The following is a 25,031-nucleotide window of genomic DNA, read 5'->3' on the forward strand; positions in this document are numbered from 1 at the left end:
CACGCAGAGCACATCGGTCGCGTCGGTGCACCCGATGGCGACAACGGAAAGAGGACACCATGAGCATCACCGTTTACACCAAGCCCGCCTGCGTTCAGTGCAATGCCACCTACCGCGCCCTCGACAAGGCAGGCATCGAGTACTCCGTCATCGACATCTCGCAGGATCCCGAAGCGCGCGACTACGTCATGGCCCTCGGCTACCTGCAGGCCCCGGTTGTCGTCGCCGGTGACGATCACTGGTCCGGCTTCCGCCCGGACCGCATCAAGACCCTCGCAGCGAACGCTGCTTGAACAGAACGAGAAAGTGAGTGAGCGGTGAGTTCGCAACCGCAGTCCTCCCACTCATTGGTCTACTTCTCCAGCGCGTCCGAGAACACTCATCGTTTCGTCTCGAAGCTGGACATCCCCGCGACACGTATTCCGCTGCGCGACCCTGACGGCACCTTTCGCGTCGACTCGCCCTACGTTCTCGTCGTGCCGACGTACGGGGGAGGGGCCACCTACTCCGGGCGCGACACCAACTACGTCCCCAAGCGCGTGATCAAGTTTCTCAACGACAAGCACAATCGGTCGTTGATCAGGGCGGTCATCGCTGCCGGAAACACGAATTTCGGTGACTCGTTCTGCTTTGCGGGAGACGTCATCTCGCAGAAGTGCGCAGTCCCGTACCTGTATCGGTTCGAATTGATGGGCACCCCCGAGGACGTAGTGCGGGTCCGCGAGGGGCTGGAGGACTTCTGGGAACGTGAAGTCCGACGCGCTGCCCACACGCACTAGTGCACCACCCACCACATACCCAGTAGGAGCATCGCCGTGGCACCGACCATCACCGACGCAGCACCCGTCCCCACCACCGTCCGCGGCGACGGCGACATGGATTACCACGCGCTCAACGCGATGCTCAACCTGTACGGCCCCAACGGTGAGATCCAGTTCGAGAAGGATCGCGAGGCCGCAAATCAGTACTTCCTGCAGCACGTCAACCAGAACACCGTGTTCTTCCACGATCTGGACGAGAAGCTGGATTACCTCGTCGAGGAGAATTACTACGAGCCCGAGGTCCTCGACCAGTACTCCCGCGAGTTCGTCAAGTTCCTGATCAACCACGCGTACTCGAAGAAGTTCAGATTCCCCACCTTCCTCGGTGCGTTCAAGTACTACACCTCGTACACGCTCAAGACCTTCGACGGAAAGCGTTACCTCGAGCGCTTCGAGGACCGTGTGTGCATGGTGGCGCTGACGCTCGCTGCCGGAGACGAGGCCCTGGCCACAGATCTCGTCGACGAGATCATCGCCGGCCGATTCCAGCCCGCGACGCCCACCTTCCTCAATTCCGGCAAGAAGCAGCGCGGCGAACCGGTGTCGTGCTTTCTGCTGCGCATCGAAGACAACATGGAGTCCATCGGCCGCTCGATCAACTCCGCCCTGCAGCTGTCCAAGCGCGGTGGCGGAGTTGCACTGCTGCTGAGCAACATTCGCGAGGCCGGCGCACCCATCAAGCGCATCGAGAACCAGTCCTCGGGTGTCATCCCGATCATGAAGCTGCTCGAGGACTCCTTCTCCTACGCCAACCAGCTCGGCGCGCGCCAGGGCGCGGGCGCGGTGTACCTGCACGCCCACCACCCCGACGTCTACAAATTCCTCGACACCAAGCGTGAGAACGCCGACGAGAAGATCAGAATCAAGACGCTCTCGCTCGGAATCGTCATCCCGGACATCACGTTCGAGCTGGCGAAGAAGAACGAGGACATGTACCTGTTCTCGCCGTACGACGTCGAGCGCATCTACGGCGTGCCGTTCGCAGATATCAACGTCTCCGAGAAATACTACGAGATGGTCGACGACAAGCGAATTCGCAAGACGAAGATCAAGTCACGTGAGTTCTTCCAGACGCTCGCCGAGCTGCAGTTCGAGTCCGGCTACCCGTACATCATGTACGAGGACACCGTCAATCGCGCGAACCCGGTGAAGGGCAAGATCACTCACTCGAACCTGTGCTCGGAGATCCTGCAGGTCTCGACACCGTCGACGTTCAACGACGACCTCTCGTACAGTCATGTCGGCAAGGACATCTCGTGCAATCTGGGCTCGCTGAACATCGCCAAGACGATGGACTCGCCCGATTTCGGTAAGACCATCGCCGTGGCGATTCGCGGCCTGACCGCGGTGTCGGATCAGACCCACATCTTCTCGGTGCCGTCGATCGAGCAGGGCAACAACGATTCTCACGCCATCGGCCTCGGGCAGATGAATCTGCACGGCTACCTCGCGCGCGAGCGGATCCACTACGGTTCGACCGAGGGAATCGACTTCACGAACATCTACTTCTACACCGTGCTGTTCCACGCACTCCAGGCGTCGAATCAGCTGGCGAAGGCCCGTGGCCAGTACTTCAAGGGCTTCCCCGACTCCAAGTACGCGTCCGGCGAGTTCTTCGACAAGTACGTCGATCAGGTCTGGGAGCCGGCCACACCCAAGGTTGCCAAGCTCTTCGCCGATTCCGGCGTATCCATTCCCACACAGTCGGATTGGACGACGCTGAAGGCGTCCGTGCAGGAATACGGGATCTACAACCAGAACTTGCAGGCCGTTCCGCCGACCGGTTCCATCTCGTACATCAACAACTCCACCTCGTCGATTCACCCGGTGGCGTCGAAGATCGAGATTCGCAAGGAAGGCAAGATCGGTCGCGTCTACTACCCGGCACCGTATCTCGACAACGACAATCTGGACTTCTATCAGGATGCTTACGAGATCGGCTACGAGAAGATCATCGACACCTACGCTGCCGCAACGCAACACGTCGATCAGGGTCTGTCGTTGACGCTGTTCTTCAAGGACACCGCCACCACCCGTGACATCAACCGCGCGCAGATCTACGCATGGCGCAAGGGCATCAAGACGCTGTACTACATCCGACTGCGTCAGTTGGCACTCGAAGGCACTGAGGTGGAGAACTGCGTCTCCTGCATGCTCTAGGGCTTCGCCCTCGTGCGCGTTTTGCGTAGCTGGAGCTACGCAAAACGCGCACGAGGGGATATGTCGTACCCCGTGGGCATGATCACCGGCCATGGAACATGGTCGGGGGGACGGTCGAGAACTACAGGTTCTGATCGATACGCAGTGGGGGCTGTTCACGCAGTCGCAGGTCACGAAGTTGGGGTACAGCCGAAATCGAGTTCGCGCGTTGTTGGACAGCGGAGCGTGGATCGCCGTTCTCAGAGGCGTCTACTCCATCTTCACCGGGCCGTTGACGCGGGAGCGGATGCTGATGGCAGCACTTCTGTACGGAGGTGGACATGCAATGCTGAGCCACCGATCCGCGGCCGAGGAGTGGGGTTTCCGCACGCCGGATCCAGCCGCGGCGGTCCACGTCACCGTGCCGTACGGAAAGTCTGCGTGCAATCAACGGCCGACCGTGCGATCGGCCCCCACGCAGGGAACACGGCTGGTGGCAGGCGTTGGATCGTCACTGCATCCCGGAGTGGTCGTGCACCGATCTCGTGCGCACAGGTACATCGGTGTGCCGGGCGATATGCCACGGACGACATTGGTGGACACCGCACTCGATCTCGCGGTATCGGAACCCACGCCCAAGCAGGCTCTCGACAGCTTGGTGTCCTCGGTGACCCAGCGACGAATTCGACTGACCGACGTTCGGGAGCGGATCGCCGTCCGACGGCCGTATCGATATCTCTCGACGCTGACAGAAGCCATCGACTTGCTCGCCAACGGTGTTCAGTCAGTCCTCGAGCTCGAATATGCAGCGAATGTCGAAGCCGCTCATGACCTTCCGGTTGCGGAGCGGCAGAACGCGATCAGAGTCGATGGCCGCACCTTGTACGAGGACGTGGTGTATCGCATCGGATCTCGCACGTTGACGGTGCGTCTGGACGGCCGCCGCTTCCATTCGATGCGCGAGGTCGCCTTTCGGGATCGGCGACGGGACAACGCGGCCGAGCTCGCCGGCCGAGCACGCCTCGTTTTCGGGTACGAGGAAGTCAGCAGCGATCCGTGCGGAGTTGCGCGAGACGTAATACAGGTGCTGCGGCGTGAGGGCTGGGATGGCGAACCCACGTCGTGCGCGTTTTGCGTATCTGCAGCTACGCAAAACGCGCACGACACAGATCTTGTGTTAGCTATTGATGTCCGACACAACAGGTAGTGTTCAAGCAAGCCAACATTCGGCAGATTTCTTCGGTAGATAGGACACATGGTGAAGCTCATCGATCGCGTCTCCGCAATCAACTGGAATCGGGTCCAGGACGACAAGGACTCCGAAGTGTGGGAGCGGCTCACCAGCAACTTCTGGCTGCCCGAGAAGGTGCCGGTGTCCAACGACATTCCGTCGTGGGCAACCCTGACCGCCGTCGAGAAGCAGCTGACGATGCGCGTGTTCACCGGGTTGACGCTGCTCGACACCATTCAGGGAACGGTGGGCGCAGTCAGCCTCATCCCGGACGCCATCACCCCGCACGAAGAGGCGGTGTACACCAACATCGCGTTCATGGAGTCGGTGCACGCCAAGAGCTACAGTTCCATCTTCTCCACCCTCAGCTCCACCCGTGACATCGACGATGCATTCCGCTGGTCCGAGGAGAACGTCAACCTCCAGCGCAAAGCCGAGATCGTCCTGAACTTCTACCACGGTGACGATCCGCTCAAGCGCAAGGTCGCGTCGACGCTGCTCGAGTCGTTCCTGTTCTACTCGGGCTTCTACCTGCCGATGTACTGGTCCTCGCGGGCCAAGCTCACCAACACCGCAGACCTGATCCGACTGATCATCCGCGACGAGGCCGTGCACGGGTACTACATCGGATACAAGTACCAGAAGGGTCTCGAGAAGGTCAGCGAGGCGCAGCGCGAGGAGCTCAAGAACTACACGTTCGAGTTGCTGTTCGAGTTGTACGACAACGAGGTGGAGTACACCCAGGACCTCTACGACGAGATCGGCCTCACCGAGGACGTCAAGAAGTTCCTGCGCTACAACGCCAACAAGGCACTGAACAACCTCGGTTACGAGGGGCTGTTCCCCAAGGACGAGACGGACGTCAACCCGGCAATTCTGTCGGCGCTCTCACCCAACGCGGACGAGAATCACGACTTCTTCTCCGGTTCGGGCTCCTCCTACGTCATCGGCAAGGCCGTCAACACCGAAGACGAGGACTGGGACTTCTAGATCTGTCCGCAGCGCCGGGCCGCTCACTCTTTCGGTGGGCGGCCCGGTGCTCGAATGTCCTGCGCGTCCTTCGGCATTCGACCCTTGTCGCTCAGCGCTCGGCGCAACAGAAACTCGATCTGAGCATTGGTGCTGCGCAACTCGTCGGAGGCCCAGCGGGCAAGGGCGTCGTGCACCGCTGGGTCCAGACGAAGCAGTACCTTCTTACGTTCGACGGCCATGACTCACTGGTACAGCGATCCGGTGTTGACGACGGGTTGCGTGTCGCGGTCGCTGCACAGCACCACGAGAAGGTTCGACACCATGGCGGCCTTGCGCTCCTCGTCGAGTTCCACGACGTGCTTCTCCTCCAGTTTTGCCAGAGCCATCTCCACCATTCCGACGGCACCTTCGACGATCTGCTGACGGGCGGCGATGACGGCCCCGGCCTGTTGACGCCGCAGCATGGCCTGTGCGATCTCCGGCGCGTAGGCCAGACGGTTGATTCGAGTTTCGATCACCTCGACACCGGCCGACCGCACCCGCGCGTGAACTTCCTCCGACATGGCCGCGGTGATCTCGTCGGCATTCTCCCGCAACGACATTCGCCCTTCGGCGTCGTACGGGTAGCTGCCGGCGATGTGGCGAACTGCGGACTCGGTCTGCACCGCCACGAACTCCTCGTAGTCGTCCACCTGGAACGACGCCAATGCGGTATCGGCAACCTGCCAGACGACGATGGCAGAGATCTCGATCGGGTTTCCGTCGGCGTCGTTGACCTTCGATTGTCCGGTTTCGTGATTGCGAATTCGCGTCGAGATCGCTCTGCGGTACGTCAACGGATTGGTCCAGCGGAGCCCCGGTGTGCGCAGGGTGCCGCTGTACGAGCTCCCGAGCAGCTGCAGAACGCGAGCCTGATTCGGTTGCACCAGTGTCAGACCCATGAGCGCCGGTAGCGAGAGCACGAACAGGGCGACCCCGGCGACGATGAGTCCGACGACGGTGAACACGATGCCGACCACGAACGCGGCGATTCCGCCGAGAAACAACACGAGACCGACGCCGAGCATCGACCAACCGGGTAGATCCCATCCCGGGCGCTCGGCAATGTTCGTGGTGGGCGTGCCCGTCGGCTTCTCGGCGACGGTTGTGGGTGCGGACATGAGAACCTCCCTCTCGATGGTGATACTAAAGTGATATCACATTTTTGGTCCATCGGGGTCGGTTCGAGGCAACGGTTCGTTCGTACCGGGCGAGAAAGTCAGCGTCGAAACCACGCCGACGGTTCGTCGGCGATGGCCTTCTCGATGCGCAATCGTGAAGTCGCAGTGAGGTTTTCCGGGAGCGCGTCGAGCGGGAACCACGCGACGTCAAGATTCTCGTCATCGGCGACATGAGGGGTTCCGCCGACGTACCGAGCGAGGAACGTGATGTCCAGATACTGCGCGACATCGCCGTTCGGGTACGTGATCGGCTCGGTCACGTCGACGCTCGTCAGACGCACGATCGAGGCGTCCACTCCGGTCTCCTCACCGATTTCCCGCAGTGCGGCCGGGGCGGGTTCCTCGCCTGGTTCGAGGATTCCGGAGACGACGGCCCAGGTGTTGTTGTCTGCTCGCAAGGTCAGCAGTACGCGCCGATCGTCGTCGAGGATCACGGCGCTGACACCGGACAGCCACAGCGGCGACGTTCCGACGACGCTGCGCAGGGCGCGAACGAACTCGGGGATCGGCATCGGTCAGACCACCGCGATCAAGATACGTAGCCGTTGAGGGACGCGGACAGATCGGCCAGGATGGCCCGCGCCGCGATGACTCCGCTGCCGGACCACACCGTGTCGTTCACCGCGAACACTCGCCCGTCCGTGACCGAGCCGAGAGTGTGCCATGCGTCGCTGTCCATCACCTCGCGGCCGAACGCCTCGCCTTCGGGGCCCGCGAATCGCACGTAGACGATGTCTCCCTCGACCGGAGCGAGATTGTCCGACTGGACCGAGAATGCGGCGTCACGCTGACTCTGCGGCCTGGCGACGCCGACTTCGCCGAGGACCTGACCCGCGAACGAGTCCGGTCCGTCCACCTCGATGGAGTCCGCATCGAATCGAACGAGCGACGCCTGGGTCTGGGCGGCGTCGATCTGACGACCGACCCGTTCGGCATCTGCCGAGAACGACGCCAACGCCTCGAATCCCGCCTGGCCGCGACCCAATGCTGCGGCGGACTGCAAGAAGGTGTCCTTCCATCCCCGTCCGGTTGCGGTGAAGACGGTCGGCGCAATGGCCTCGAGCGAGTCGTACATGCTCGATCCGAGGGAATCGCCACCCAGGATCAGATCGGGATCGAGGGCAGCGATGGCATCGATGTCGGGTGCGCCCACCGGGCCGACCGACGGGACGGAGGCCAATCCGGTGCCGAGGTAGAGCGGTTGATCTCCGTCGCCGCGAAAGTCGGGATCGATCGTGGCTGCCCCGACGACGCGTTCCCAGATACCGACCGCGCAGCTCGCGTCGAGACCGGCAGCGTCGAGCACGACGATGCGCCGAGGATCGGCCGGAATGACACTGATCCCCTCGGCATGCCCGACGGGGCGGGTGTTGCCTTCGACTCCGGTCGGGTCGAGCGGGGCGAGTGCGGGGCACAGTCCCACCGTGTCCCGGTTGTTTCCGACCACTCCGGCGCCGGCGATGTTCGTGGTGGTGCGGATGATCGTGGACGCATCGTCCTGCGCCTCGGAGTCCGAACAGCCGGTCAGCGCGACGGTTGCGGACAGGCACACGGCGGCGACAGCGCCGATCCTGCGCGATGCACACGAACGGGGGACTCGCGGGTGGAGTGGCAACGCGGGACTTCCTTCGACGGGTCGGGTGGTCTCACACAGTATCGGAAGGCAGCCGCCCCGGAACACTCGAACGCAGGCGGTCGAGCCTGCGAAATCGGCGACGCTCCAGGGGTTGCCCGCTGCTTCGGAAAGGCTGCCTGCGCAGGCGGATCGATGGATCCGAGCGCGGTCGATTCTGCCCAATACGACACACGGTAGGACCGGTTCGGCGAGTGTCGGTACGACGGTCTACCATTCGAGGAGCGCACGACTAGATGACGTCGCCCTGTGGTTCGGGGTCGGCGCGCAATCAGGAGGATCTGTGACTGCCCTAGCGCCTAGGCCCGCTTCCGTGGTGGATGCTGCTCGGCCGTTCCCGCCGAGAATGGGACCGAAGGGGTCGTTCCTGCACAAAGCGGTGACGACGACCGATCCCAAGGTGTTGGGAATCATGTACATCGCGACGTCGTTCGCGTTCTTCCTGGTCGGTGGGCTCATGGCGCTGTTGATGCGCGCCGAGCTGGCTGTACCGGGACTGCAGTTCCTGTCCAACGAGCAGTACAACCAGCTGTTCACCATGCACGGCACCATCATGCTGCTGCTGTACGCGACTCCGATCGTCTTCGGATTCGCGAACTACATCCTTCCGCTGCAGATCGGTGCCCCCGACGTCGCGTTCCCGCGGTTGAATGCGTTCTCGTACTGGCTGTACCTGTTCGGTGCGCTGATCACGACGGCCGGATTCATCACGCCCGGTGGTGCGGCCGACTTCGGTTGGACCGCGTACACCCCGCTCACCTCGGCGCTGCACTCGCCCGGTGTTGGCGCTGACCTGTGGATCATGGGCCTCGCCGTCGCCGGTCTGGGCACCATCCTCGGTGGCGTCAACATGATCACCACCGTGATCTGCCTGCGCGCCCCCGGAATGACGATGTTCCGGATGCCGATCTTCACCTGGAACATCCTGGTGACGTCGATTCTAATCCTGCTTGCCTTCCCGCTTCTGACGGCGGCGCTGCTCGGTCTGGCGGCCGACCGTCACCTGGGTGCCCACCTGTTCGATCCGGCGACCGGCGGAGTGCTGCTGTGGCAGCACCTGTTCTGGTTCTTCGGGCACCCCGAGGTCTACATCATCGCGCTGCCGTTCTTCGGGATCGTCTCCGAGGTGTTCCCGGTCTTCTCGCGTAAGCCGATCTTCGGCTACTCGGGCCTGATCTACGCCACGATCGCGATCGCGGCACTCTCGATCGCGGTGTGGGCGCACCACATGTACGCCACCGGTGCAGTCCTGCTGCCGTTCTTCTCGTTCATGACGTTCCTGATCGCTGTCCCGACAGGTGTGAAGATCTTCAACTGGGTCGGCACGATGTGGCGAGGTCAGGTGACGTTGGAGACGCCGATGTTGTTCTCCATCGGCTTCTTGATCACGTTCGTCTTCGGTGGATTGACCGGCGTCCTGCTGGCGTCGCCTCCGATCGACTTCCAGGTCACCGACAGCTACTTCGTCGTGGCTCACTTCCACTACGTCGTGTTCGGCACCGTGGTGTTCGCGACGTACGCCGGTATCTACTTCTGGTTCCCGAAGATGACGGGACGGATGATGGACGAAGCACTCGGCAAGTGGCACTTCTGGCTGACCTTCATCGGATTCCACGCAACCTTCCTGGTGCAGCACTGGCTCGGAAACGAGGGAATGCCGCGTCGGTACGCCGACTACCTGCCCTCGGACGGGTTCACCGAGTTGAACATCATCTCGACGATCGGTGCGTTCGTGTTGGGTGCGTCGACCCTGCCGTTCGTGTGGAACGTATTCAAGTCGTATCGCTACGGAGAGGTCGTCACGGTCGACGACCCGTGGGGCTACGGCAACTCGCTGGAGTGGGCGACCTCCTGCCCGCCGCCGCGACACAACTTCACCGAGCTGCCTCGGATCCGGTCCGAGCGTCCGGCGTTCGAGTTGCACTACCCGCACATGGTCGAACGGATGCGCGCGGAGGCGCACGTCGGGCCGGGAGCACACGGTGGTAAGACCACTGCTGTCCTCGAACAGGCCCGCCGGGCTCCGATCGCCACCAGCGATCACGAAGGGTCGGGCGACCCCGACCCCAGGTAGTCCAAGAATCAGCGAGAGCCCCTCCCGGCTACCGGGTGGGGCTCTTCGCTTGCGACAATCATCGGCGTGACCGGGCCTCGCCCGTACGCGTGAGGTGACACGAGGATCCATCCGGCCATCGGCCGCGCGTGAAAGGGAGTTCCGGTGAGTTCGATTGACACCGCAGTGCTGGTGACGGTGACGGGACCCGATAAGCCGGGCGTCACGTCGGTGCTGTTCGCAGCGCTCTCTCGGCACAATGTCAGCCTGCTCGACGTCGAGCAGGTGGTGATCCGCGGTCGACTGACTTTGGGTGTTCTCCTGTCCTGTCCCCGTGACCCCGAAGCGCTCCAAGAAGAGCTGGAAGACGCCATGGCGACGGTCGGCGTACACGTCGACGTCGAGATCGACACCGCCCGCAGCGGTGGACAGAGCCTGGCCACCCATGTGGTCGTGGTGCTCGGTCGGCCCGTGACTGCTCGTGCGTTCAGCACGATCTCGCGTGAACTCGCCCGTCAGGGCGCGAACATCGATGCCATCCGCGGAATTGCCGACTACCCCGTGACCGGTCTCGAACTGCAGGTGACCGCAACCGACACCTCGCCGGAAGCAGACCTGCAACTGCGCACAGGTCTCGCGGCGATCGCAGCCGGAATCGGTGTCGACGTCGCTGTGCAGCGCGGTGGAATTGCGCGTCGTTCCAAGCGACTCATCGTGTTCGATGTCGACTCCACCCTCGTACAGGGTGAGGTGATCGAGATGTTGGCTGCCCGTGCCGGTCGCGAAGAAGAAGTGCGGGCAGTGACCGAAGCTGCCATGCGCGGCGAGATCGACTTCGCCGAGTCGCTCGAACAGCGCGTCGCCGTGCTGGCGGGACTCGACGAGTCCGTCATCGACGAAGTCGGCGAGAGCTTGGAGCTGACGGCGGGTGCACGAACCACCATCCGCACTCTTCGACGTCTCGGATTCGCCTGTGGTGTCGTCTCCGGAGGGTTCCGACAGGTCATCGAGGGACTCGCTCACGAACTCGAACTCGATTACGTCAAGGCGAACACACTCGAGATCGTCGACGGCAAGCTCACCGGTCGGGTGATCGGTGATGTGGTCGACCGCGCTGCGAAAGCGACCGCACTGCGTGAGTTCGCAGCACAGTCCGGGGTGCCGATGGAACAGACCGTCGCCGTCGGCGACGGGGCCAACGACATCGACATGCTGACCGCCGCCGGCCTCGGGGTCGCGTTCAATGCCAAGCCTGCGTTGCGTGAGATTGCCGACACCGCCATCTCACATCCGTACCTGGATGCAGTTCTGTTCATCCTCGGCGTCACCCGCAACGAGATCGAAGCTGCGGACGCAGTCGACGGGGGAGTCCGCCGCGTCCCGATCCCATGACCGGCGATCCCATGACCGGCGATCCCACGATCGGCGATGCCCCGGATGGCGTGGAGACCGAGCCGCCGGTCGAGGAGTTTTCCTCGGACAACACGTTCTCCTCGCGCCATGCCGAGCTCGCTCGTGGATACGGCGGAGCCGACGATCCGGCAGATCCGGCGCAGGTCCTGGCGATGCCGTTGGTGCTGCACATCCCCAAGGTCGCCCCTCCGCTCAGAAGCGAGTTGCTCGAGGCCGCTGCCAGGGCGACCGTCGCGCTGTGTCTCGATCCTCGTGTGGGCGTCGACGCGTCGTGGCACGAGGCCTTCACCGAGTGGACGTCGGCACGCATCCGGAAAGTTGCCCGACGTGCGCGTGGAGCGCAATGGGTAGCGGCGCAGGATGTTCCGGGTGTCACGATCGACGTCGGGGGAGCGTCGGCACGCGCTTTCGTGCCCGGTCGCGTGGGGGATCTGGATCCGCGAATCAAGCGTCTGCAGATCGGCGGCACCGATGTGGCGGACGAAGACGAACTCCCACCGTCGCCCGGCCCCGTGCTGTGGGTGGACGCCTCACTGTCGATGACGGTGGGTAAGGCAGCAGCCCAGGTGGGGCACGCGTCGATGCTCCTGGCGGGCGCGATGAGTGCCGAGCAATGCCGAGAGTGGGCGGCGTCGGATTTCGCATGTTCGGTCCGATCTGCCGACCCGGAACAATGGGCGCGAGCACTCGGTGAGCTTCGTTCCGGTCGCGCGGTGGCGGTGCGGGATGCGGGCTTCACAGAAGTGGCACCCGGTTCGACCACGGTGATCGCCGTCCCCTGATCACCGATCGACGTCGTGCTCGTCGGCCTGCACTGACGCACACCGGAGTCTTCGGGTCCACTGTCGTACAAGTGGCTATGCCGGAGATATCCAGTAGGCCCGAGACTGGAAGTATGTTCACCTCACCATTTCGTGTTGTCGCCGGTCGTCGGCTCCCTACTCGGTTGGCCGCCCTGTACGTGGGGCTGTGGCTGTACGGGGCGTCGATGGCGTCGATGATCGCCGGTGGGCTCGGCGTCAATCCCTGGGACGTCTTCCACCAAGGCCTGGCACGTCACCTCTCGCTCAGCTTCGGAACCATCACCGCGATCACCGGTGTTGCCGTACTGCTGATGTGGATCCCGTTACGTCAACGGCCGGGGCTCGGCACAGTGAGCAACGTGGTGGTGATCGCAGTGGCTGTGGACGTGACATCGGCGATGTTGCCGCATCTCGACGGGTTCTTGGTGCGAACCCTGGCCATGGTGGCGGGAATCGTCGTGAACGCGTTCGCCACCGCGCTGTACATCGGCGCAGGGATGGGTCCGGGGCCGCGAGACGGATTGATGACCGGTCTGGTAGCCAGGACCGGATGGTCGATTCGTCTGACTCGCACCGGAATCGAGTTGACGGTGGTGCTCACCGGTTGGTTGCTCGGTGGGACTCTCGGCGTCGGGACGGTTCTCTATGCGCTCGGAGTCGGTCCGCTCGTGCAGTTGTTCATGAATTATCTGCCTGCGCTGCGCAGTACCAACACCGTGGATCCGGTCACCGATATCGTCGAACCGGGTTCGAGCGCTGCGGTATTCGAGGGCACTCCGTCCGCGCACGAGGAATCGAGCACCGGTACGAACAGTGACGACGACCAACTCGGGCACGCCAACGTGATCTCGGCAGGGCCGCCGGAGTGGAGGACGAGGAGCGAACTGGCGTCGTCGACCTGCCCGCCGTCGGACGCGTAGGAGCGGACATCGGACCCGTCGACCCAGGCCTGGATGGTGCGCACCGAATCGTCGTTCCATCGGTCGGTGTCGAATTCGATTCCGGCGCAGTCGAACCACACCAGATCGGGGCGCCCGGTCGGGGTCGCTCGGCCGGTGAAGAACTCCTGCTGACGTAGTGTCGGCGCACTCGCGCGGACGCGGAGCAATCGGCCCACGAAGCGAATCATGTTCTGATCCGCGCTGTCCCAGTCGATGGCCCAGGCGTCCGCGGCCGGTGCATCCTCCGGGACGCAGTACGCGTTGTTGTTGCCACCCTGACTGTGTCCCAATTCGTCACCGGCCAGCAGCATCGGTGTTCCGGTGGAGAGCGTCAGGGTAGCCAGCAGTGCGCGCACGTGGCGTCCTCGGGCGTCGAGAATCGAAGGCTCGTCCGTCTGCCCCTCGACGCCGTGGTTGACCGAAGAGTTGTTGTCCGTTCCGTCCCTGTTCTCTTCGCCGTTGGCGGCGTTGTGCTTTCGTTCGTAGGACACCAGATCGCGGGCGGTGAAGCCGTCGTGGGCGGTGACGAAGTTGATCGATGCCCAGGGAAGTCGCCCGTTGCGCGCGAACAGATCTTCCGAACCGGCCAGACGCGAGGCCAGTTCGCGGACGCCGTGCTGGCCCGCCCAGAAGCTGCGGACCGTGTCGCGGTAGCGATCGTTCCATTCCGACCACGACACTCCGAAGTTGCCGACCTGATAGCCGGCACCGGTGGCGTCCCACGGCTCCGCGATCAACTTCACCTGTGCCAGAACCGGATCGGTTGCGATGGCGGTCAGCAGCGGTGCCCTCGAATCGAATCGCCAACCCCCGGGCCTGCCGAGGGTGCTGGCCAGATCGAACCGGAAGCCGTCCACACCCATCTCCTCGACCCAGTAGCGAAGGCTGTCGCACACCATCCGCACGACCGCGGGCGACGCGGAATCGAGAGTGTTGCCGCAGCCGGTCAGATCGACGTCCGAGCCGCGTCCGTCCAGCAGGTAGTAGCCGGGAGCATCGAGTCCGCGCCAGCTGATCGACGGCCCGTCGACCGCGGATTCGCACGTGTGGTTGTAGACGACGTCGAGAATCACCTCGATCCCGGCAGCGTGCAACGCGTCGACCATGGTGCGGAATTCGTCGACCTCGTTGCCGGGAACGGCGGCGAAGCGCGGATCCGGTGCGAAATACGCACCCGTCGAGTACCCCCAGTGATTCCGCATACCTCTGGCGCGGACACCGGGTTCGGTGAATGTGGTGTGTACGGGCAGCAATTCGACCGATGTGATGCCGATCCGCGCCAGATGTTCGAGTACTGCAGGCTCGGCGAGCCCGAGGTATGTTCCGCGAAGATGTTGGGGCACAGAGGAATTACGAGCGGTGAAAGATCCCACATGCAGCTCGTAGAGGACGGTTCGGTCCCAGGGCACTTCGGGTCGCGCAGGTCGGCCGTCGCGGTCGACGGGTGCGCGGACGACACCGAGCGGGAGATGTCCGAGCGAATCGCTCGAACTGGGCGCACCGAACGGATCGTCCTCGTACGCCAGCAGTGCGGACGGGTCTCCGAATCCTCCGGTCACCTGGCGTGCCGCGGGATCGAGCAGAATCTTGGCGCCGTTGAACCGACGCCCCGAATGCGGATCCCAGGTGCCGTGGGCGCGGAAGCCGTAACGGTCGCCGGGCCGGACACCAGGGACGAAGGCGTGCCGAACCCCGAACGTGCGGGTGCCGAGTTCCACCCGCCGTTCTCCGCCGTCCGCGTCGACCAGACACACTTCGACGCCATCGGCCTCGGGCGCGTGGACTGCAAATTGAGTGCCAGTCGACAGCGCTGTGGCACCTAGCGGGAACGGTGATCCGGGTGGGTTCGACTCGGGCTCCCCGGTCGCGGTCCGGTGCGGGCTGCGAGACGAATACTCATTGGGCGACACGCGTGCACATCCTGCCGTGTAAGCGCGGTCGATGTGCGGGAGGATGGTCGTCGTGTCTGAACCGGATCCCGACCTGCTCGTAGATTTCACCGACGTAGTCGTCCGCCGCGGCGGTGTGACGCTGGTGGGACCTGTCACCTGGAAGGTGGAACTGGACGAACGCTGGGTCGTCCTGGGTCCGAACGGTGCCGGAAAGACGTCCCTGCTTCGCATCGCTGCCGCCGAGATCCATCCGACGTCGGGTGTTGCGCACGTTCTCGGTGAGGTCATGGGCAAGGCCGACGTCTCCGAACTTCGTCCGCGGATCGGCTTGTCGTCCTCCTCGCTGGCACAGCGCATTCCGGGCGACGAATTGGTGTCCGATCTGGTGGTGTCCGCCGGCTACTCGGTGCTGGGCCGTTGGCGCGAGAAATACGATGCGGTGGACACCGAGCGCGCGGTCGAAATGCTCGAGAGCCTCGGTGCCGAGCACCTCGCCTCTCGCACGTACGGCACCCTCTCCGAAGGCGAACGCAAACGAGTGCTGATCGCGCGCGCGTTGATGACCGATCCCGAGCTGCTGCTGCTGGACGAGCCTGCGGCAGGTCTCGACCTCGGTGGGCGTGAAGAGTTGGTGGCTCGCCTGACCGACCTCGCGGCCGATCCCGATGCCCCCGCCACCGTCCTGATCACCCATCACGTGGAAGAGATTCCGCCCGGCTTCAGCCACGCATTGCTGCTCAAGGAGGGTGGGGTGGTGGCTCAGGGCCTGCTGGACGATGTCATCACCGCCGAGAACCTGACCGAGGCGTTCAGTCAGTCGATCGCACTCGATCGCGTCGACGGTCGGTTCTTCGCGCGCCGCACCCGCGCTGCCGGGGCCCACCGCCGGTAGAGCGGACCGACCGATCCTGTTGCGCAACGCAGCGGTACGTTGCCTTTCATGAGCTCGAACAGTGCTTCCGATCACGTCCAAGCGCGTGACGCCTCGACGGTCATCTTGATCCGCGACGGAAAATCTGGGCCGAACATCGAGGTGTTTCTGCTCGAACGCGTCGGAGGCATGGCATTCGCAGGCGGCATGACGGTGTTCCCCGGCGGCGGCGTCGACCCCTCGGACGCGTCGGCCGACATCGGCTGGGCAGGTCCGCCGCCGTCGTGGTGGGCCGACCGTCTCGGAACAGACGAGGGCAGAGCGAAGGCTCTGGTCTGCGCTGCCGCACGGGAGACGTTCGAGGAATGCGGTGTGCTGTTGGCCGGGTCGACACCGGAGTCGATCGTCACCGATACCGCTCCCTTCGCGGCTGAGCGGGGTCGACTCGAACGCCGAGAGCTCTCGTTCGCGGAATTTCTGACCGCGCACGACCTCGTGCTGCGGTCGGATCTTTTACGGCCGTGGTCGCACTGGATCACCCCGGTCGGTGAAGCCCGGCGGTACGACACCCGGTTCTTCGTCGCAGTGTTGCCCCAGGGCCAGACGGCGGACGGTGAGACCACCGAGGCAGCAGGGGTGAGCTGGCGCTCGACCGCGGACGCACTGGCGGATTGGCAGGCCGGAAACACCATCCTGCTTCCGCCGACCTGGAGCCAATTGGATGCACTGTCGCGATTCGACTCCGTCGCCGAGGTCATCACACACGAACGCCGGATCGCCCCGGTCCTACCGGTCCTCACCCGCGACGACGGCACCGTCCGTGTCCACTTCGACGGCGACGCCTACTACGCCGGAACGCGGCATCCCTGGTCCGATCGCTAGCCGCTCGGCCGGGTAGCCTTCCGGCCCATGGCTGAGTTCGTGAATCTCGAAGTATCCGACGGTATCGGCACCATTCGTTTGGATCGCCCACCCATGAACGCACTGAATCGTCAGGTGCAGGAGGAGATCCGGGCCGCTGCCCGCGCCGCCACCGTGGACGCCGACGTCAAGGCGGTCATCGTGTACGGCGGTGAGAAGGTGTTCGCGGCCGGAGCCGACATCAAGGAAATGGCGGCACTGTCCGCAACGGAGATGGCGGACATCGCGGCAGACCTGCAATCGGCTCTCGGTTCGTTGAGCACCATTCCCAAGCCCGTCGTGGCCGCTGTGACCGGATACGCGCTCGGTGGTGGACTCGAGGTCGCGCTCGGTGCCGATCGTCGGATCGCCGGGGACAACGCCAAGTTCGGAGTCCCCGAGGTGCTCCTCGGTGTCATTCCCGGCGGCGGTGGAACGCAGCGGCTCGCTCGGCTGATCGGTCCGAGCCGCGCGAAGGACATGGTCTTCACCGGCCGCTTCGTCGGAGCCGAGGAAGCACTGCGCATCGGTTTGGTGGACGAGGTGGTGGCACCGGACGAGGTCTACAACGCCGCCCGCGCCTGGGCCGAGAAATTCACCAGCGGCGCGTCGCGAGCGCTCGCCGCGGCCAAGGCGTCGATCGATCAGGGACTCGACGTCGATCTCACCACCGGTCTTCGCATCGAGGCACAGCAGTTCGCAGCCCTGTTCTCCACCGACGATCGCACCATCGGAATGCAGTCGTTCATAGCCGACGGCCCGGGTAAAGCGACGTTCACGGGTCGGTGATGCAGTCGCCGATCACCGAGACGAGTTGTTCCACAGCTACCGGATAGTAGGCTCGCCTGATGACTGCAAGCCCCCACGACGGTGTAGATCGAACGCTCTCGAATGTGACGCCCTTGACCTCGGCCGAGGCCGACGACCGCCAGGTCGATCCGGCCCCGAATCCGCACGCCACTGCCGAGCAGGTCGAGGCCGCACGGTCGGACACCAAACTGGCTCAGGTGCTCTACCACGATTGGGAAGCCGAGACCTACGACGACAAGTGGTCGATCTCCTACGACGAGCGATGCATCGACTACGCCCGCGGCCGGTTCGATCAGGCCGTCTCCGGTGACGCGTCGGCGCAGTCCGCTCTGCCGTACGGCCGCGCACTCGAATTGGGCTGCGGCACCGGATTCTTCCTGCTCAACCTGATGCAGGCCGGCATCGCCGACAAGGGCTCGGTCACCGACCTCTCGCCCGGCATGGTGAAGGTCGCTCTGCGCAATGCCGAGCACCTCGGCCTCGACGTGGACGGTCGCGTCGCCGATGCAGAAACGATTCCGTACGAGGACGACACATTCGATCTCGTCGTCGGGCACGCAGTGCTCCACCACATCCCGGACGTCGAGCAGTCTCTTCGCGAGGTACTGCGGGTACTCAAGCCGGGTGGCCGTTTCGTCTTCGCGGGTGAACCGACCACCGTCGGAAATTTCTACGCACGCTGGCTCGGACGCATCACTTGGGAAGCGACCACTCGCGCCACCAAGCTGCCGTTCCTGGCGAGCTGGCGCAAGCCGCAGGAGGAGCTCGACGAGTCCTCACGAGCAGCTGCGCTCGAGGCCGTGGTCGACCTGCATACGTTCGATCCGACCGATCTCGAGAACATCGCGCTCTCGGCCGGTGCCGAGTCCGTGCAGGCCAACACCGAAGAGTTCGCCGCCGCCCTGCTCGGTTGGCCGGTGCGGACCTTCGAAGCCGCAGTACCCGCGGGCAAGTTGGGCTGGAACTGGGCCAAGTTCGCTTTCGGCGGCTGGAAGACCCTGAGCTGGGTCGACGAGAACGTGCTGCAGCACGTGGTGCCGCGCGGGTTGTTCTACAACGTCATGATCACCGGCACCAAGCCTGCACCTCGCGCTTGATCGGCTCGAGGACAGCAGGATGCATTCCTGCTCATTGCCGCCGTGGGGTATGACTTCACCGGTGCCGACCTCGACTTCATGGACAGCGAGGCCGGCGCCGAGGCTCTTTCTGTCGTCGACGAGCTCGAGCTCGACGCCAGGTCGTCGGTGCGTGACATCTCGTCGGTGCGGGCGCGTTTCTCCGACCGTGCAGGGGCGCTGATCGAGACCGTCACCGTCCGCCGCAAGGCGCGGGTGAAGTTGCTCGACTCCGACCGGTGGTGGGTCACCGACGAGGCAGTCCAGCAGGCCACACCGACGCTCGTCGCGCGCAGGCGTGCCGCTCGACTTGCAGGACGGCGGGTGCACGACGTCACCTGTTCGATCGGCAGTGAATTGGCGGTCCTGGTCGATACGGCCGAGTTGGCGGTGGGTAGCGATCTCGACCCGATTCGGCTTCGTATGGCCGCACACAACGTCCCGGATGCCACAGTGCTGCGCGCCGACGCACTGACCCCCACGACGCGTGAGACCGTCGTCGTGGCCGATCCGGGCCGCCGATCCGGTGGGCGTCGTCGCCACGACCCGGCGGCGTTGGAACCGCCGCTACCGGAATTGTTCGACGCCTATCGAGGTCGCGATCTGGTCGTCAAGTGTGCGCCCGGCCTGGATTTCGACGCCGTCGACTGGGCCGGTGAGATCGAGGTGGTCTCGCTCGACGGGGGAGTGCGCGAAGCGTGTCTCTGGTCGGAAGGTCTGAGCGAGAACGGTGTTCGGCGTCGCGCGGCAGTTCTTCGATCCGACGGCAGCACGCTGGAATTCACCGATGCCGAATCCGACGACATACCGGTTCGGTCGCCCGGCGGTTACATCGTCGATCCTGACGGCGCAGTGGTCAGGGCCGGCCTGGTTCGGCACTACGGTGCCAGATTCGATCTGTGGCAACTCGATCCGAGGATCGCGTACCTCACCGGCGACACGATCCCGGCCGGGGTGCGCGGTTTCGCAATCCTGGAGCAGTCGAAGTTCTCGGAGAAAGTGCTTCGGCAACAACTGAATCGGATGGACTGCGGCTCGGTGGAAATTCTGGTCCGCGGGGTCGACGTGGATCCGGCGATACTTCGGCCCAAGCTCAAACTTCGCGGATCCGTGCCACTGTCGGTTGTGATCACCCGAATCGATCGGTCTGCGGTGGCCTTCGTCTGTGCTCCCGGTGTGATCGGTCAGCCGGTGTAGGTGAAGATCTCGCCGAGGTAGCTCGCCGTGACGACTTGGCCGTCCGGCCCGATGGACGTGCCGACGGTGGTGCCGACGACGTCGGGAACGGGCTGTGAGTCCACCGTTTCGCCGGTCGCGGAGTCGAACGTGAGCAGAGCGAGTCCGTCGCCGTCACGAACGACGGTATGGCCGTGCCCGTCCGCGGATTGGGCTGCTGCGCCTGCCTGTTCGACGTCGTCGCGGACCCACACTCGCTCGGCCGAGTCGCCGTTGTCGCGCAATCCGACGAGGGTACCGTCGCCGCCTGCCGGGACGATCGTGCCGTCCGAGGCGATCGACGGGCCGGCACCGATGCCGAGTCCGGTGCCCTCGGTCCACTTCTGACGTCCGTCGGCGGTGTCGAATGCGGTCAGCCGGCCGTCGACGTCGGCCAGGTAGACCGTCGACCCGTCCTCGGACAGCACCGGGCTCGCTGCGACTCCGGCGGGCAGTAGGTCCGAGGACCAGCGCTCGACGAGTCCGGGAGAACCGTCTCGGGTGTACTGCAGTGAAACTAGTTGCGGCGCAATGGAACCTGGACGCCACAGAGTCAGGTAGATCGTTCCGGTCGTGATGTCGACCGCGGGCGCCGCGGGCACGGGGCATTCGGATTCACCGGAGCTGCACTGTGCGAGTCCGGTGTCGACCGGTAGAAACTCGGAATTGGGGTCGGTCAGGAAGTCCGGCGTCGGAACCAGATCCAGGATAGGCACGCGAAGCTGCCCGTTCTGCGAATCCAGAACGCTGACCTGACCCATCTGGGTGATGGACAGCACGCTGCCGTCGCCGAGGAACTGGGCGGCCTTGGGTACTCCGTACACCGGTGTGCGCCAACGTAGTTGCCCGTGATCGTTGTACGAGTTCATGCCACCGTCGTCGCCGATGTAGACGTTGATCGCCGAATCGACGGTCGGGGTGGCGGTGACGACCGACGGCCCGACGCGATTGCACCAACGCTTGCGTGCGGAGTCGATCTCGAACGAGAAGAGGTTGCACCCGGATTCGGTGGCCGCGGTGACGAACATCTGGCCGGTCGAACCGATGGATACCGGAGAGGTGACGGTGCCGCCGGTGGGACGAGTCCAGTCCAACGTCAGGGGAGCGGCCACCGATACTGCGGTCGAGTTGCTGTTGTGGGAATTCGCGTGCGCGGCGGGCCACGAATCGGGAGAGAGGGGTTCGATGGCAGACGAGTCGGCGCTGCAGCCGCTCACGGTCACCAGTGCCAGCGCTGCCGCGGCCGCCGTGACCCTCCTGCCGGTCGTGCCCTTGGCCCTGACGCCGCGCATCGATCGCTCCCCATGAGTTGAATCCGTGCCCGGCGTGGTGCCGGGGCGTCCTGTGTTGGTCCTGCCGACGAGCAACCGTCGACAGGCAACCCTAGCCCGCGCGAGGGTGGCGGCAGAGAGTGGGCGAACGGGAAACTAGGGTGATCGTCCATGACGAGTATGTGGAACGCGCCGCTGCGGACACGCTGGCGCGGGTCGAGACGACGTGACACCGAACAGGCGCGGTTTCTCACGCGGGCGTCCCTCGACTGGGTGCTCGCCAACAAGGCGTACACCCCGTGGTACCTGGTGCGGTACTACCGCCTCGCCAAGTTCAAGCTGGCCAATCCGCACGTGATCCTGCGGGGGATGGTCTTTCTCGGCAAGAACGTCGAGATCCATTCCACTCCGGAGCTCTCACGCCTCGAAATCGGTCGCTGGGTCCACATCGGCGACGGCAACGCCATCCGCTGCCACGAGGGCTCGCTGCGGATCGGCGACAAAGTGGTGTTCGGCAAGGACAACGTCGTCAACACCTACCTCGACATCGAGATCGGCGCGTCGACCCTGGTGGCCGACTGGTGCTACATCTGCGATTTCGATCATCGGATGGACGATGTGAACATGCCCATCAAGGATCAGGGAATCGTGAAGGGGCCGGTGAGAATCGGACCGGATACCTGGATCGCGGCCAAGGTGACGATCCTGCGCGAGACCCGGATCGGGCGCGGATGTGTGCTCGGGGCCCACGCCGTGGTCAAGGGCGAAATTCCCGACTACAGCATCGCAGTCGGTGCGCCGGCCAAGGTCGTTCGCAATCGCAAGGACGCCTGGGAAGCCGGTGCCGCCGAACGCGCGAAGTACATTGCTGCGCTGGAAGACATCGCACGCAAGAAAGCTCTCGGTCAGGCCGAGGCCGCGCGAGAAATCTGACCCGTCGGACTCACGTTCGGCCGGGCAGAGCGCGCTCGACGATGTGCGGGCGCGCCAGCGGATGCCGAACCTTGCGTTTGGCTTCCAGGTACACCTCCGCCGTCGATTCGGCGACGTGCTTCCAATCGAAGTCCACGGTGAGACGTTCGCGGGCGGCCACGGCCCGTTTTTGCGCGGCGTCCGCGTTGTCGAGAACGTGTCGCACGGCCGCGGCCAACCCGCCGACATCGGCGGGCGCGAAGGACAGGCCGGTCACGCCGTCCACAATCGCTTCACCGAGACCGCCGGCGGTCGACGCGACCAACGGGGTGCCCGCGGCAGCGGCTTCCAGGGCGATGATTCCGAAGGGCTCGTACCGACTGGGTAGGACGATGGCGTCGGCTCCGTGCAGCCAACCGAGAAGTTCGGTGTGATCCAGGTTGCCCAGAAACGACACTGCCCTGGCCACCCGGTGGGTACGCGCCAACCCCGCCAGCCAGGCGAATTGTGTTCCTTCACCGGCGATGTGCAGGGTGGTTCCCGGGTGGCTGCGCCGGATGCGAGGCAGGGCCGCGATGGCGTCCTGGATGCCCTTCTCGTATTCGAGACGGCCGACGTAGAGCAGCTTGGCCGGCTCCGATCGCGGCTCTCGCCGCCGGAAGTGCCAGGTGGAGCGGTCGATTCCGTTGCGGATGACCTTCACTGCCGACTCGGGGACACCGAACAGGGTGGCGACCTCGTCCTTCATCGACGCCGAGCAGGTGATGACAGCGTCGGAATCGTTGGCGAGCCACCATTCGACGGAGTGCACCTGACGGTTGACGGGGCCGGAGATCCAGCCGCTGTGACGGCCGGCCTCGGTGGCGTGAATGGTCGAGACCAGCGGTGCGTCGAAGAACTCGGCGAGGGCGATGGCGGGGTGCGCAACCAGCCAGTCGTGAGCGTGGACGACATCGGGCTGCCAGCCGTCGCCCAGACCCGGCTTCCCGAGCGCGACGCCGGCGCGGACCATCGCATGCCCCATCGCCAAGGTCCACGCGAGCATGTCCTCCCCGAAGACGAAGTGCGCCGGGTCCTCGGCAACCGCCACGACGAGTACGCCGTCCTCGATGTGGTGGGACGTCGGGTGGGTCGCGGCGTCGGTCCCGGTGGGTCGACGAGACAGGACGACGACCTCGTGCCCGCAGCGAACCAGTTCGGTCGCCAGGTGATGAACGTGCCTGCCGAGACCGCCGACCACCACGGGTGGGTACTCCCACGACACCATCAGAATCTTCATCGACGCCCCCCTGCACCTTCTTGCTCGCTGCCGTGTGCACCGGGAAGCCTGCGCGCGTCCAACGCGGGGAACAATCCGTCCGCACGGTTCCACTGGTGTGCCAGTCGGTTCGCTCGGGCGCTCGATCCGGCTGCGGCGGCGGCAGCGATCTCGCGCAGGGCGTGCGCGTGCACGTGCGCCCGTTCCCGCGCGTACCCGGCGGCAGAATCCTTGCTCACCATGAATGCCCAGTCGCTGGCCACTGCCATCAGTGTCTCACGCAGTATCTGATCGTTGACCCGATTGCGAAGTTCGGGACCGCCGTGACCTCGGTCCGATTTCCGGGCAGCATCGACGGCGTCCAGTGCGGTCCTGGCAACCTCGGAATTCAACGCCACCAGGTCGGCGACGTCCTCGCCCGCCCACACCCGCCAGTCCTTGCCGGATCCCCACGAGGAATCCTGCAGCTCGAGCGGTGCGCCGACATAGCCCTGGTCTCGCGCATCGTTCAACGTGCCCACGGTGATGCCTGCGGCGGGCAGCGCGCGCATGAGCTTGTCGAGCCACTGTGGCCCTTCGTGCCACCAGTGCCCGAACAGCTCGGTATCGAATGCGGCCACGACCAGGGCGTCGCGGCCGATCCGTTCGGATTCGGAGATCAGGCGTCGGCGAACGGTGTCGACGAAGTCGGCGACGTGGCGGTCCACCGTTGCCGCGGCGCGCTCGGGATCGTAGGGAGCCTTGTCGTTCGAGGCGACGGTGCGTCCGGTGACGCGGGACGGTTTGAGGCCGGTGGCGTGATCGTAGGTGTGGAAGTCCCGATAAGCGCCGTGGCCGGGATAGCCCGACTTCGGTGACCAGACGCGGTAGCTGACCGGCAGATCGCGTCCGAACGCCACGACGTCGGAATCCCATACCGGCCTGCCGAGGGAGGTGTCCCCGCGCATCGCGGGGCCGTCGACCATGAAGTGCGTGACCCCGGCCGCGGCGTACTCGGTTTCCATGCCGGGGGTGAAACCGCACTCGGGTGCCCAGATGCCGCGGGGTGTCGAGCCCCAGCGGGCACGGGCGTCGAGCAGGCCCTCCCGGAGGGAGAACTCGCGCAGTCGCGGATCGAGCAACGGTTGGAACGGGTGCGCCAGCGGTCCGCCCAGCAGTTCGACGGTCCCGGTATCGACCAGCGGCCGGAGCACCGCGGAGCCGCCGTGCCGCCACCGGGTCTCGAATAGATCGAGCGCCGCGGCGGACCCCCGGTGCTCGCGAACGGACAGATCGCGGTCGGTGGCCTCGTGGGCCCGCAACTGCCAGTTCCCGAGCCAGTGGTGCATCCCGGACAGGCAGTGGGGATCGTCGAGTTGAGCCGCCAGGACCGGGGTGATTCCCAGTGACAGCACGTCGGTGTGGCCGTCGTCGGCCAGCCGCTCCAGTGCCGCGGTGAGGGGTAGATAGCAGTCGGCCCAGGACTGGTACAGCCATTCCTCGCCTACCGGCCACCTGCCGTGATTGGCCAACCACGGCAGGTGGGAGTGCAGCACGAGGGAGAACATGCCCGGCACGGTGG

22 protein-coding genes are annotated in these 25,031 nt (G+C 64.7%); 14 read left to right on the forward strand and 8 right to left on the reverse strand.

What is annotated here, in order from left to right; all coding sequences use genetic code 11:
• The first annotated feature begins 59 nt into the window (after positions 1 to 59).
• The 5 genes from ACNEOT_RS12655 to nrdF all read left to right on the forward strand — a co-directional run bounded on the left by ACNEOT_RS12655 (position 60) and on the right by nrdF (position 5,181).
• A complete protein-coding gene (locus ACNEOT_RS12655; protein WP_032398330.1) occupies positions 60 to 293 on the forward strand; it encodes a redoxin NrdH in 234 nt (77 codons plus the stop codon).
• A gap of 24 nt (positions 294 to 317) precedes the next feature.
• Complete coding sequence (nrdI, locus tag ACNEOT_RS12660; protein ID WP_415974384.1) at positions 318 to 779, forward strand: class Ib ribonucleoside-diphosphate reductase assembly flavoprotein NrdI; 462 nt, start codon at positions 318 to 320, stop codon at positions 777 to 779.
• A 36-nt stretch (positions 780 to 815) separates the two neighbouring features.
• Positions 816 to 2,981, forward strand: a complete 2,166-nt coding sequence (gene nrdE / locus ACNEOT_RS12665; RefSeq protein WP_415974385.1) for a class 1b ribonucleoside-diphosphate reductase subunit alpha — start codon at positions 816 to 818, stop codon at positions 2,979 to 2,981.
• A gap of 91 nt (positions 2,982 to 3,072) precedes the next feature.
• The gene (locus ACNEOT_RS12670; protein WP_415974386.1) at positions 3,073 to 4,167 is read left to right on the forward strand and encodes a hypothetical protein; all 1,095 of its coding nucleotides are present in this window, start codon (positions 3,073 to 3,075) and stop codon (positions 4,165 to 4,167) included.
• Positions 4,168 to 4,215: 48 nt separating this feature from the next.
• The gene (gene nrdF / locus ACNEOT_RS12675; RefSeq protein ID WP_008717549.1) at positions 4,216 to 5,181 is read left to right on the forward strand and encodes a class 1b ribonucleoside-diphosphate reductase subunit beta; all 966 of its coding nucleotides are present in this window, start codon (positions 4,216 to 4,218) and stop codon (positions 5,179 to 5,181) included.
• A 23-nt stretch (positions 5,182 to 5,204) separates the two neighbouring features.
• Here nrdF and ACNEOT_RS12680 read toward each other — a convergent pair whose 3' ends face one another.
• The 4 genes from ACNEOT_RS12680 to ACNEOT_RS12695 all read right to left on the reverse strand — a co-directional run bounded on the left by ACNEOT_RS12680 (position 5,205) and on the right by ACNEOT_RS12695 (position 7,935).
• The gene (locus tag ACNEOT_RS12680) at positions 5,205 to 5,402 is read right to left on the reverse strand and encodes a hypothetical protein (RefSeq protein ID WP_415974387.1); all 198 of its coding nucleotides are present in this window, start codon (positions 5,400 to 5,402) and stop codon (positions 5,205 to 5,207) included.
• 3 nt (positions 5,403 to 5,405) lie between these two features.
• Positions 5,406 to 6,323: an SPFH domain-containing protein gene (locus ACNEOT_RS12685; RefSeq protein ID WP_415974388.1), complete on the reverse strand. Its 918-nt coding sequence runs from the start codon at positions 6,321 to 6,323 to the stop codon at positions 5,406 to 5,408.
• Between the two features lie 98 nt (positions 6,324 to 6,421).
• Entirely contained in the window at positions 6,422 to 6,895 is a 474-nt protein-coding gene (locus ACNEOT_RS12690) for an NUDIX hydrolase (RefSeq protein WP_415974389.1), read from the reverse strand.
• Between the two features lie 17 nt (positions 6,896 to 6,912).
• Positions 6,913 to 7,935: an ABC transporter substrate-binding protein gene (locus ACNEOT_RS12695; protein ID WP_415974390.1), complete on the reverse strand. Its 1,023-nt coding sequence runs from the start codon at positions 7,933 to 7,935 to the stop codon at positions 6,913 to 6,915.
• A 364-nt stretch (positions 7,936 to 8,299) separates the two neighbouring features.
• Here ACNEOT_RS12695 and ctaD point away from each other — a divergent pair, with 364 nt between their 5' ends.
• From ctaD to ACNEOT_RS12710, 3 genes are all read left to right on the forward strand, one after another.
• On the forward strand, positions 8,300 to 10,090 hold the full coding sequence (ctaD, locus tag ACNEOT_RS12700; RefSeq protein ID WP_415974391.1) for a cytochrome c oxidase subunit I: 1,791 nt from the start codon (positions 8,300 to 8,302) through the stop codon (positions 10,088 to 10,090).
• A 144-nt stretch (positions 10,091 to 10,234) separates the two neighbouring features.
• Positions 10,235 to 11,461 carry a phosphoserine phosphatase SerB gene (gene serB, locus ACNEOT_RS12705; RefSeq protein ID WP_415974392.1) on the forward strand — a complete coding sequence of 409 codons (1,227 nt, stop codon included), beginning with the start codon at positions 10,235 to 10,237 and terminating at the stop codon, positions 11,459 to 11,461.
• 11 nt (positions 11,462 to 11,472) lie between these two features.
• Positions 11,473 to 12,264 (forward strand): peptidyl-tRNA hydrolase, encoded by a 792-nt coding sequence (locus ACNEOT_RS12710; protein WP_415974393.1) that lies wholly within the window; start codon positions 11,473 to 11,475, stop codon positions 12,262 to 12,264.
• A gap of 706 nt (positions 12,265 to 12,970) precedes the next feature.
• Here ACNEOT_RS12710 and glgX read toward each other — a convergent pair.
• Positions 12,971 to 15,136, reverse strand: coding sequence for a glycogen debranching protein GlgX (gene glgX, locus ACNEOT_RS12715; RefSeq protein WP_415974394.1), 2,166 nt, complete (start codon positions 15,134 to 15,136; stop codon positions 12,971 to 12,973).
• 43 nt (positions 15,137 to 15,179) lie between these two features.
• Between glgX and ACNEOT_RS12720 the strand changes: the two genes are divergently transcribed.
• The 5 genes from ACNEOT_RS12720 to ACNEOT_RS12740 are packed head-to-tail and all read left to right on the forward strand — an operon-like array spanning position 15,180 to position 20,011.
• Positions 15,180 to 16,010 (forward strand): ABC transporter ATP-binding protein, encoded by an 831-nt coding sequence (locus tag ACNEOT_RS12720; RefSeq protein WP_415974395.1) that lies wholly within the window; start codon positions 15,180 to 15,182, stop codon positions 16,008 to 16,010.
• A 48-nt stretch (positions 16,011 to 16,058) separates the two neighbouring features.
• Positions 16,059 to 16,871: an NUDIX hydrolase gene (locus ACNEOT_RS12725; RefSeq protein WP_415974396.1), complete on the forward strand. Its 813-nt coding sequence runs from the start codon at positions 16,059 to 16,061 to the stop codon at positions 16,869 to 16,871.
• A 27-nt stretch (positions 16,872 to 16,898) separates the two neighbouring features.
• The gene (locus ACNEOT_RS12730) at positions 16,899 to 17,678 is read left to right on the forward strand and encodes an enoyl-CoA hydratase/isomerase family protein (RefSeq protein ID WP_415974397.1); all 780 of its coding nucleotides are present in this window, start codon (positions 16,899 to 16,901) and stop codon (positions 17,676 to 17,678) included.
• Between the two features lie 59 nt (positions 17,679 to 17,737).
• Positions 17,738 to 18,796, forward strand: a complete 1,059-nt coding sequence (locus ACNEOT_RS12735; protein WP_415974398.1) for a class I SAM-dependent methyltransferase — start codon at positions 17,738 to 17,740, stop codon at positions 18,794 to 18,796.
• A gap of 42 nt (positions 18,797 to 18,838) precedes the next feature.
• Positions 18,839 to 20,011, forward strand: coding sequence for a THUMP-like domain-containing protein (locus ACNEOT_RS12740; RefSeq protein WP_415974399.1), 1,173 nt, complete (start codon positions 18,839 to 18,841; stop codon positions 20,009 to 20,011).
• Here ACNEOT_RS12740 and ACNEOT_RS12745 read toward each other — a convergent pair.
• A complete protein-coding gene (locus ACNEOT_RS12745; RefSeq protein ID WP_415974400.1) occupies positions 19,999 to 21,321 on the reverse strand; it encodes a PQQ-binding-like beta-propeller repeat protein in 1,323 nt (440 codons plus the stop codon). The two genes, ACNEOT_RS12740 and ACNEOT_RS12745, sit on opposite strands and share 13 nt — an antisense overlap.
• Before the next feature lie 150 nt (positions 21,322 to 21,471).
• On the opposite strand from ACNEOT_RS12745, the gene ACNEOT_RS12750 reads away from it, so the two are divergent.
• Positions 21,472 to 22,233: an acyltransferase gene (locus ACNEOT_RS12750; RefSeq protein ID WP_415974401.1), complete on the forward strand. Its 762-nt coding sequence runs from the start codon at positions 21,472 to 21,474 to the stop codon at positions 22,231 to 22,233.
• Between the two features lie 10 nt (positions 22,234 to 22,243).
• Here the strand turns inward: ACNEOT_RS12750 and ACNEOT_RS12755 are convergent, their stop codons facing one another.
• Both ACNEOT_RS12755 and ACNEOT_RS12760 read right to left on the reverse strand, forming a co-directional pair.
• Positions 22,244 to 23,491: a glycosyltransferase family 4 protein gene (locus ACNEOT_RS12755; protein WP_415974402.1), complete on the reverse strand. Its 1,248-nt coding sequence runs from the start codon at positions 23,489 to 23,491 to the stop codon at positions 22,244 to 22,246.
• A complete protein-coding gene (locus tag ACNEOT_RS12760; protein ID WP_415975130.1) occupies positions 23,488 to 25,017 on the reverse strand; it encodes a 1,4-alpha-glucan branching protein domain-containing protein in 1,530 nt (509 codons plus the stop codon). Before ACNEOT_RS12760 ends, ACNEOT_RS12755 begins: the two co-directional genes overlap by 4 nt.
• Positions 25,018 to 25,031 lie beyond the last annotated feature (14 nt).

Origin of the sequence: Rhodococcus sp. 077-4 (genome assembly GCF_047782425.1) — a bacterium.
Lineage (GTDB): Bacteria > Actinomycetota > Actinomycetes > Mycobacteriales > Mycobacteriaceae > Rhodococcoides.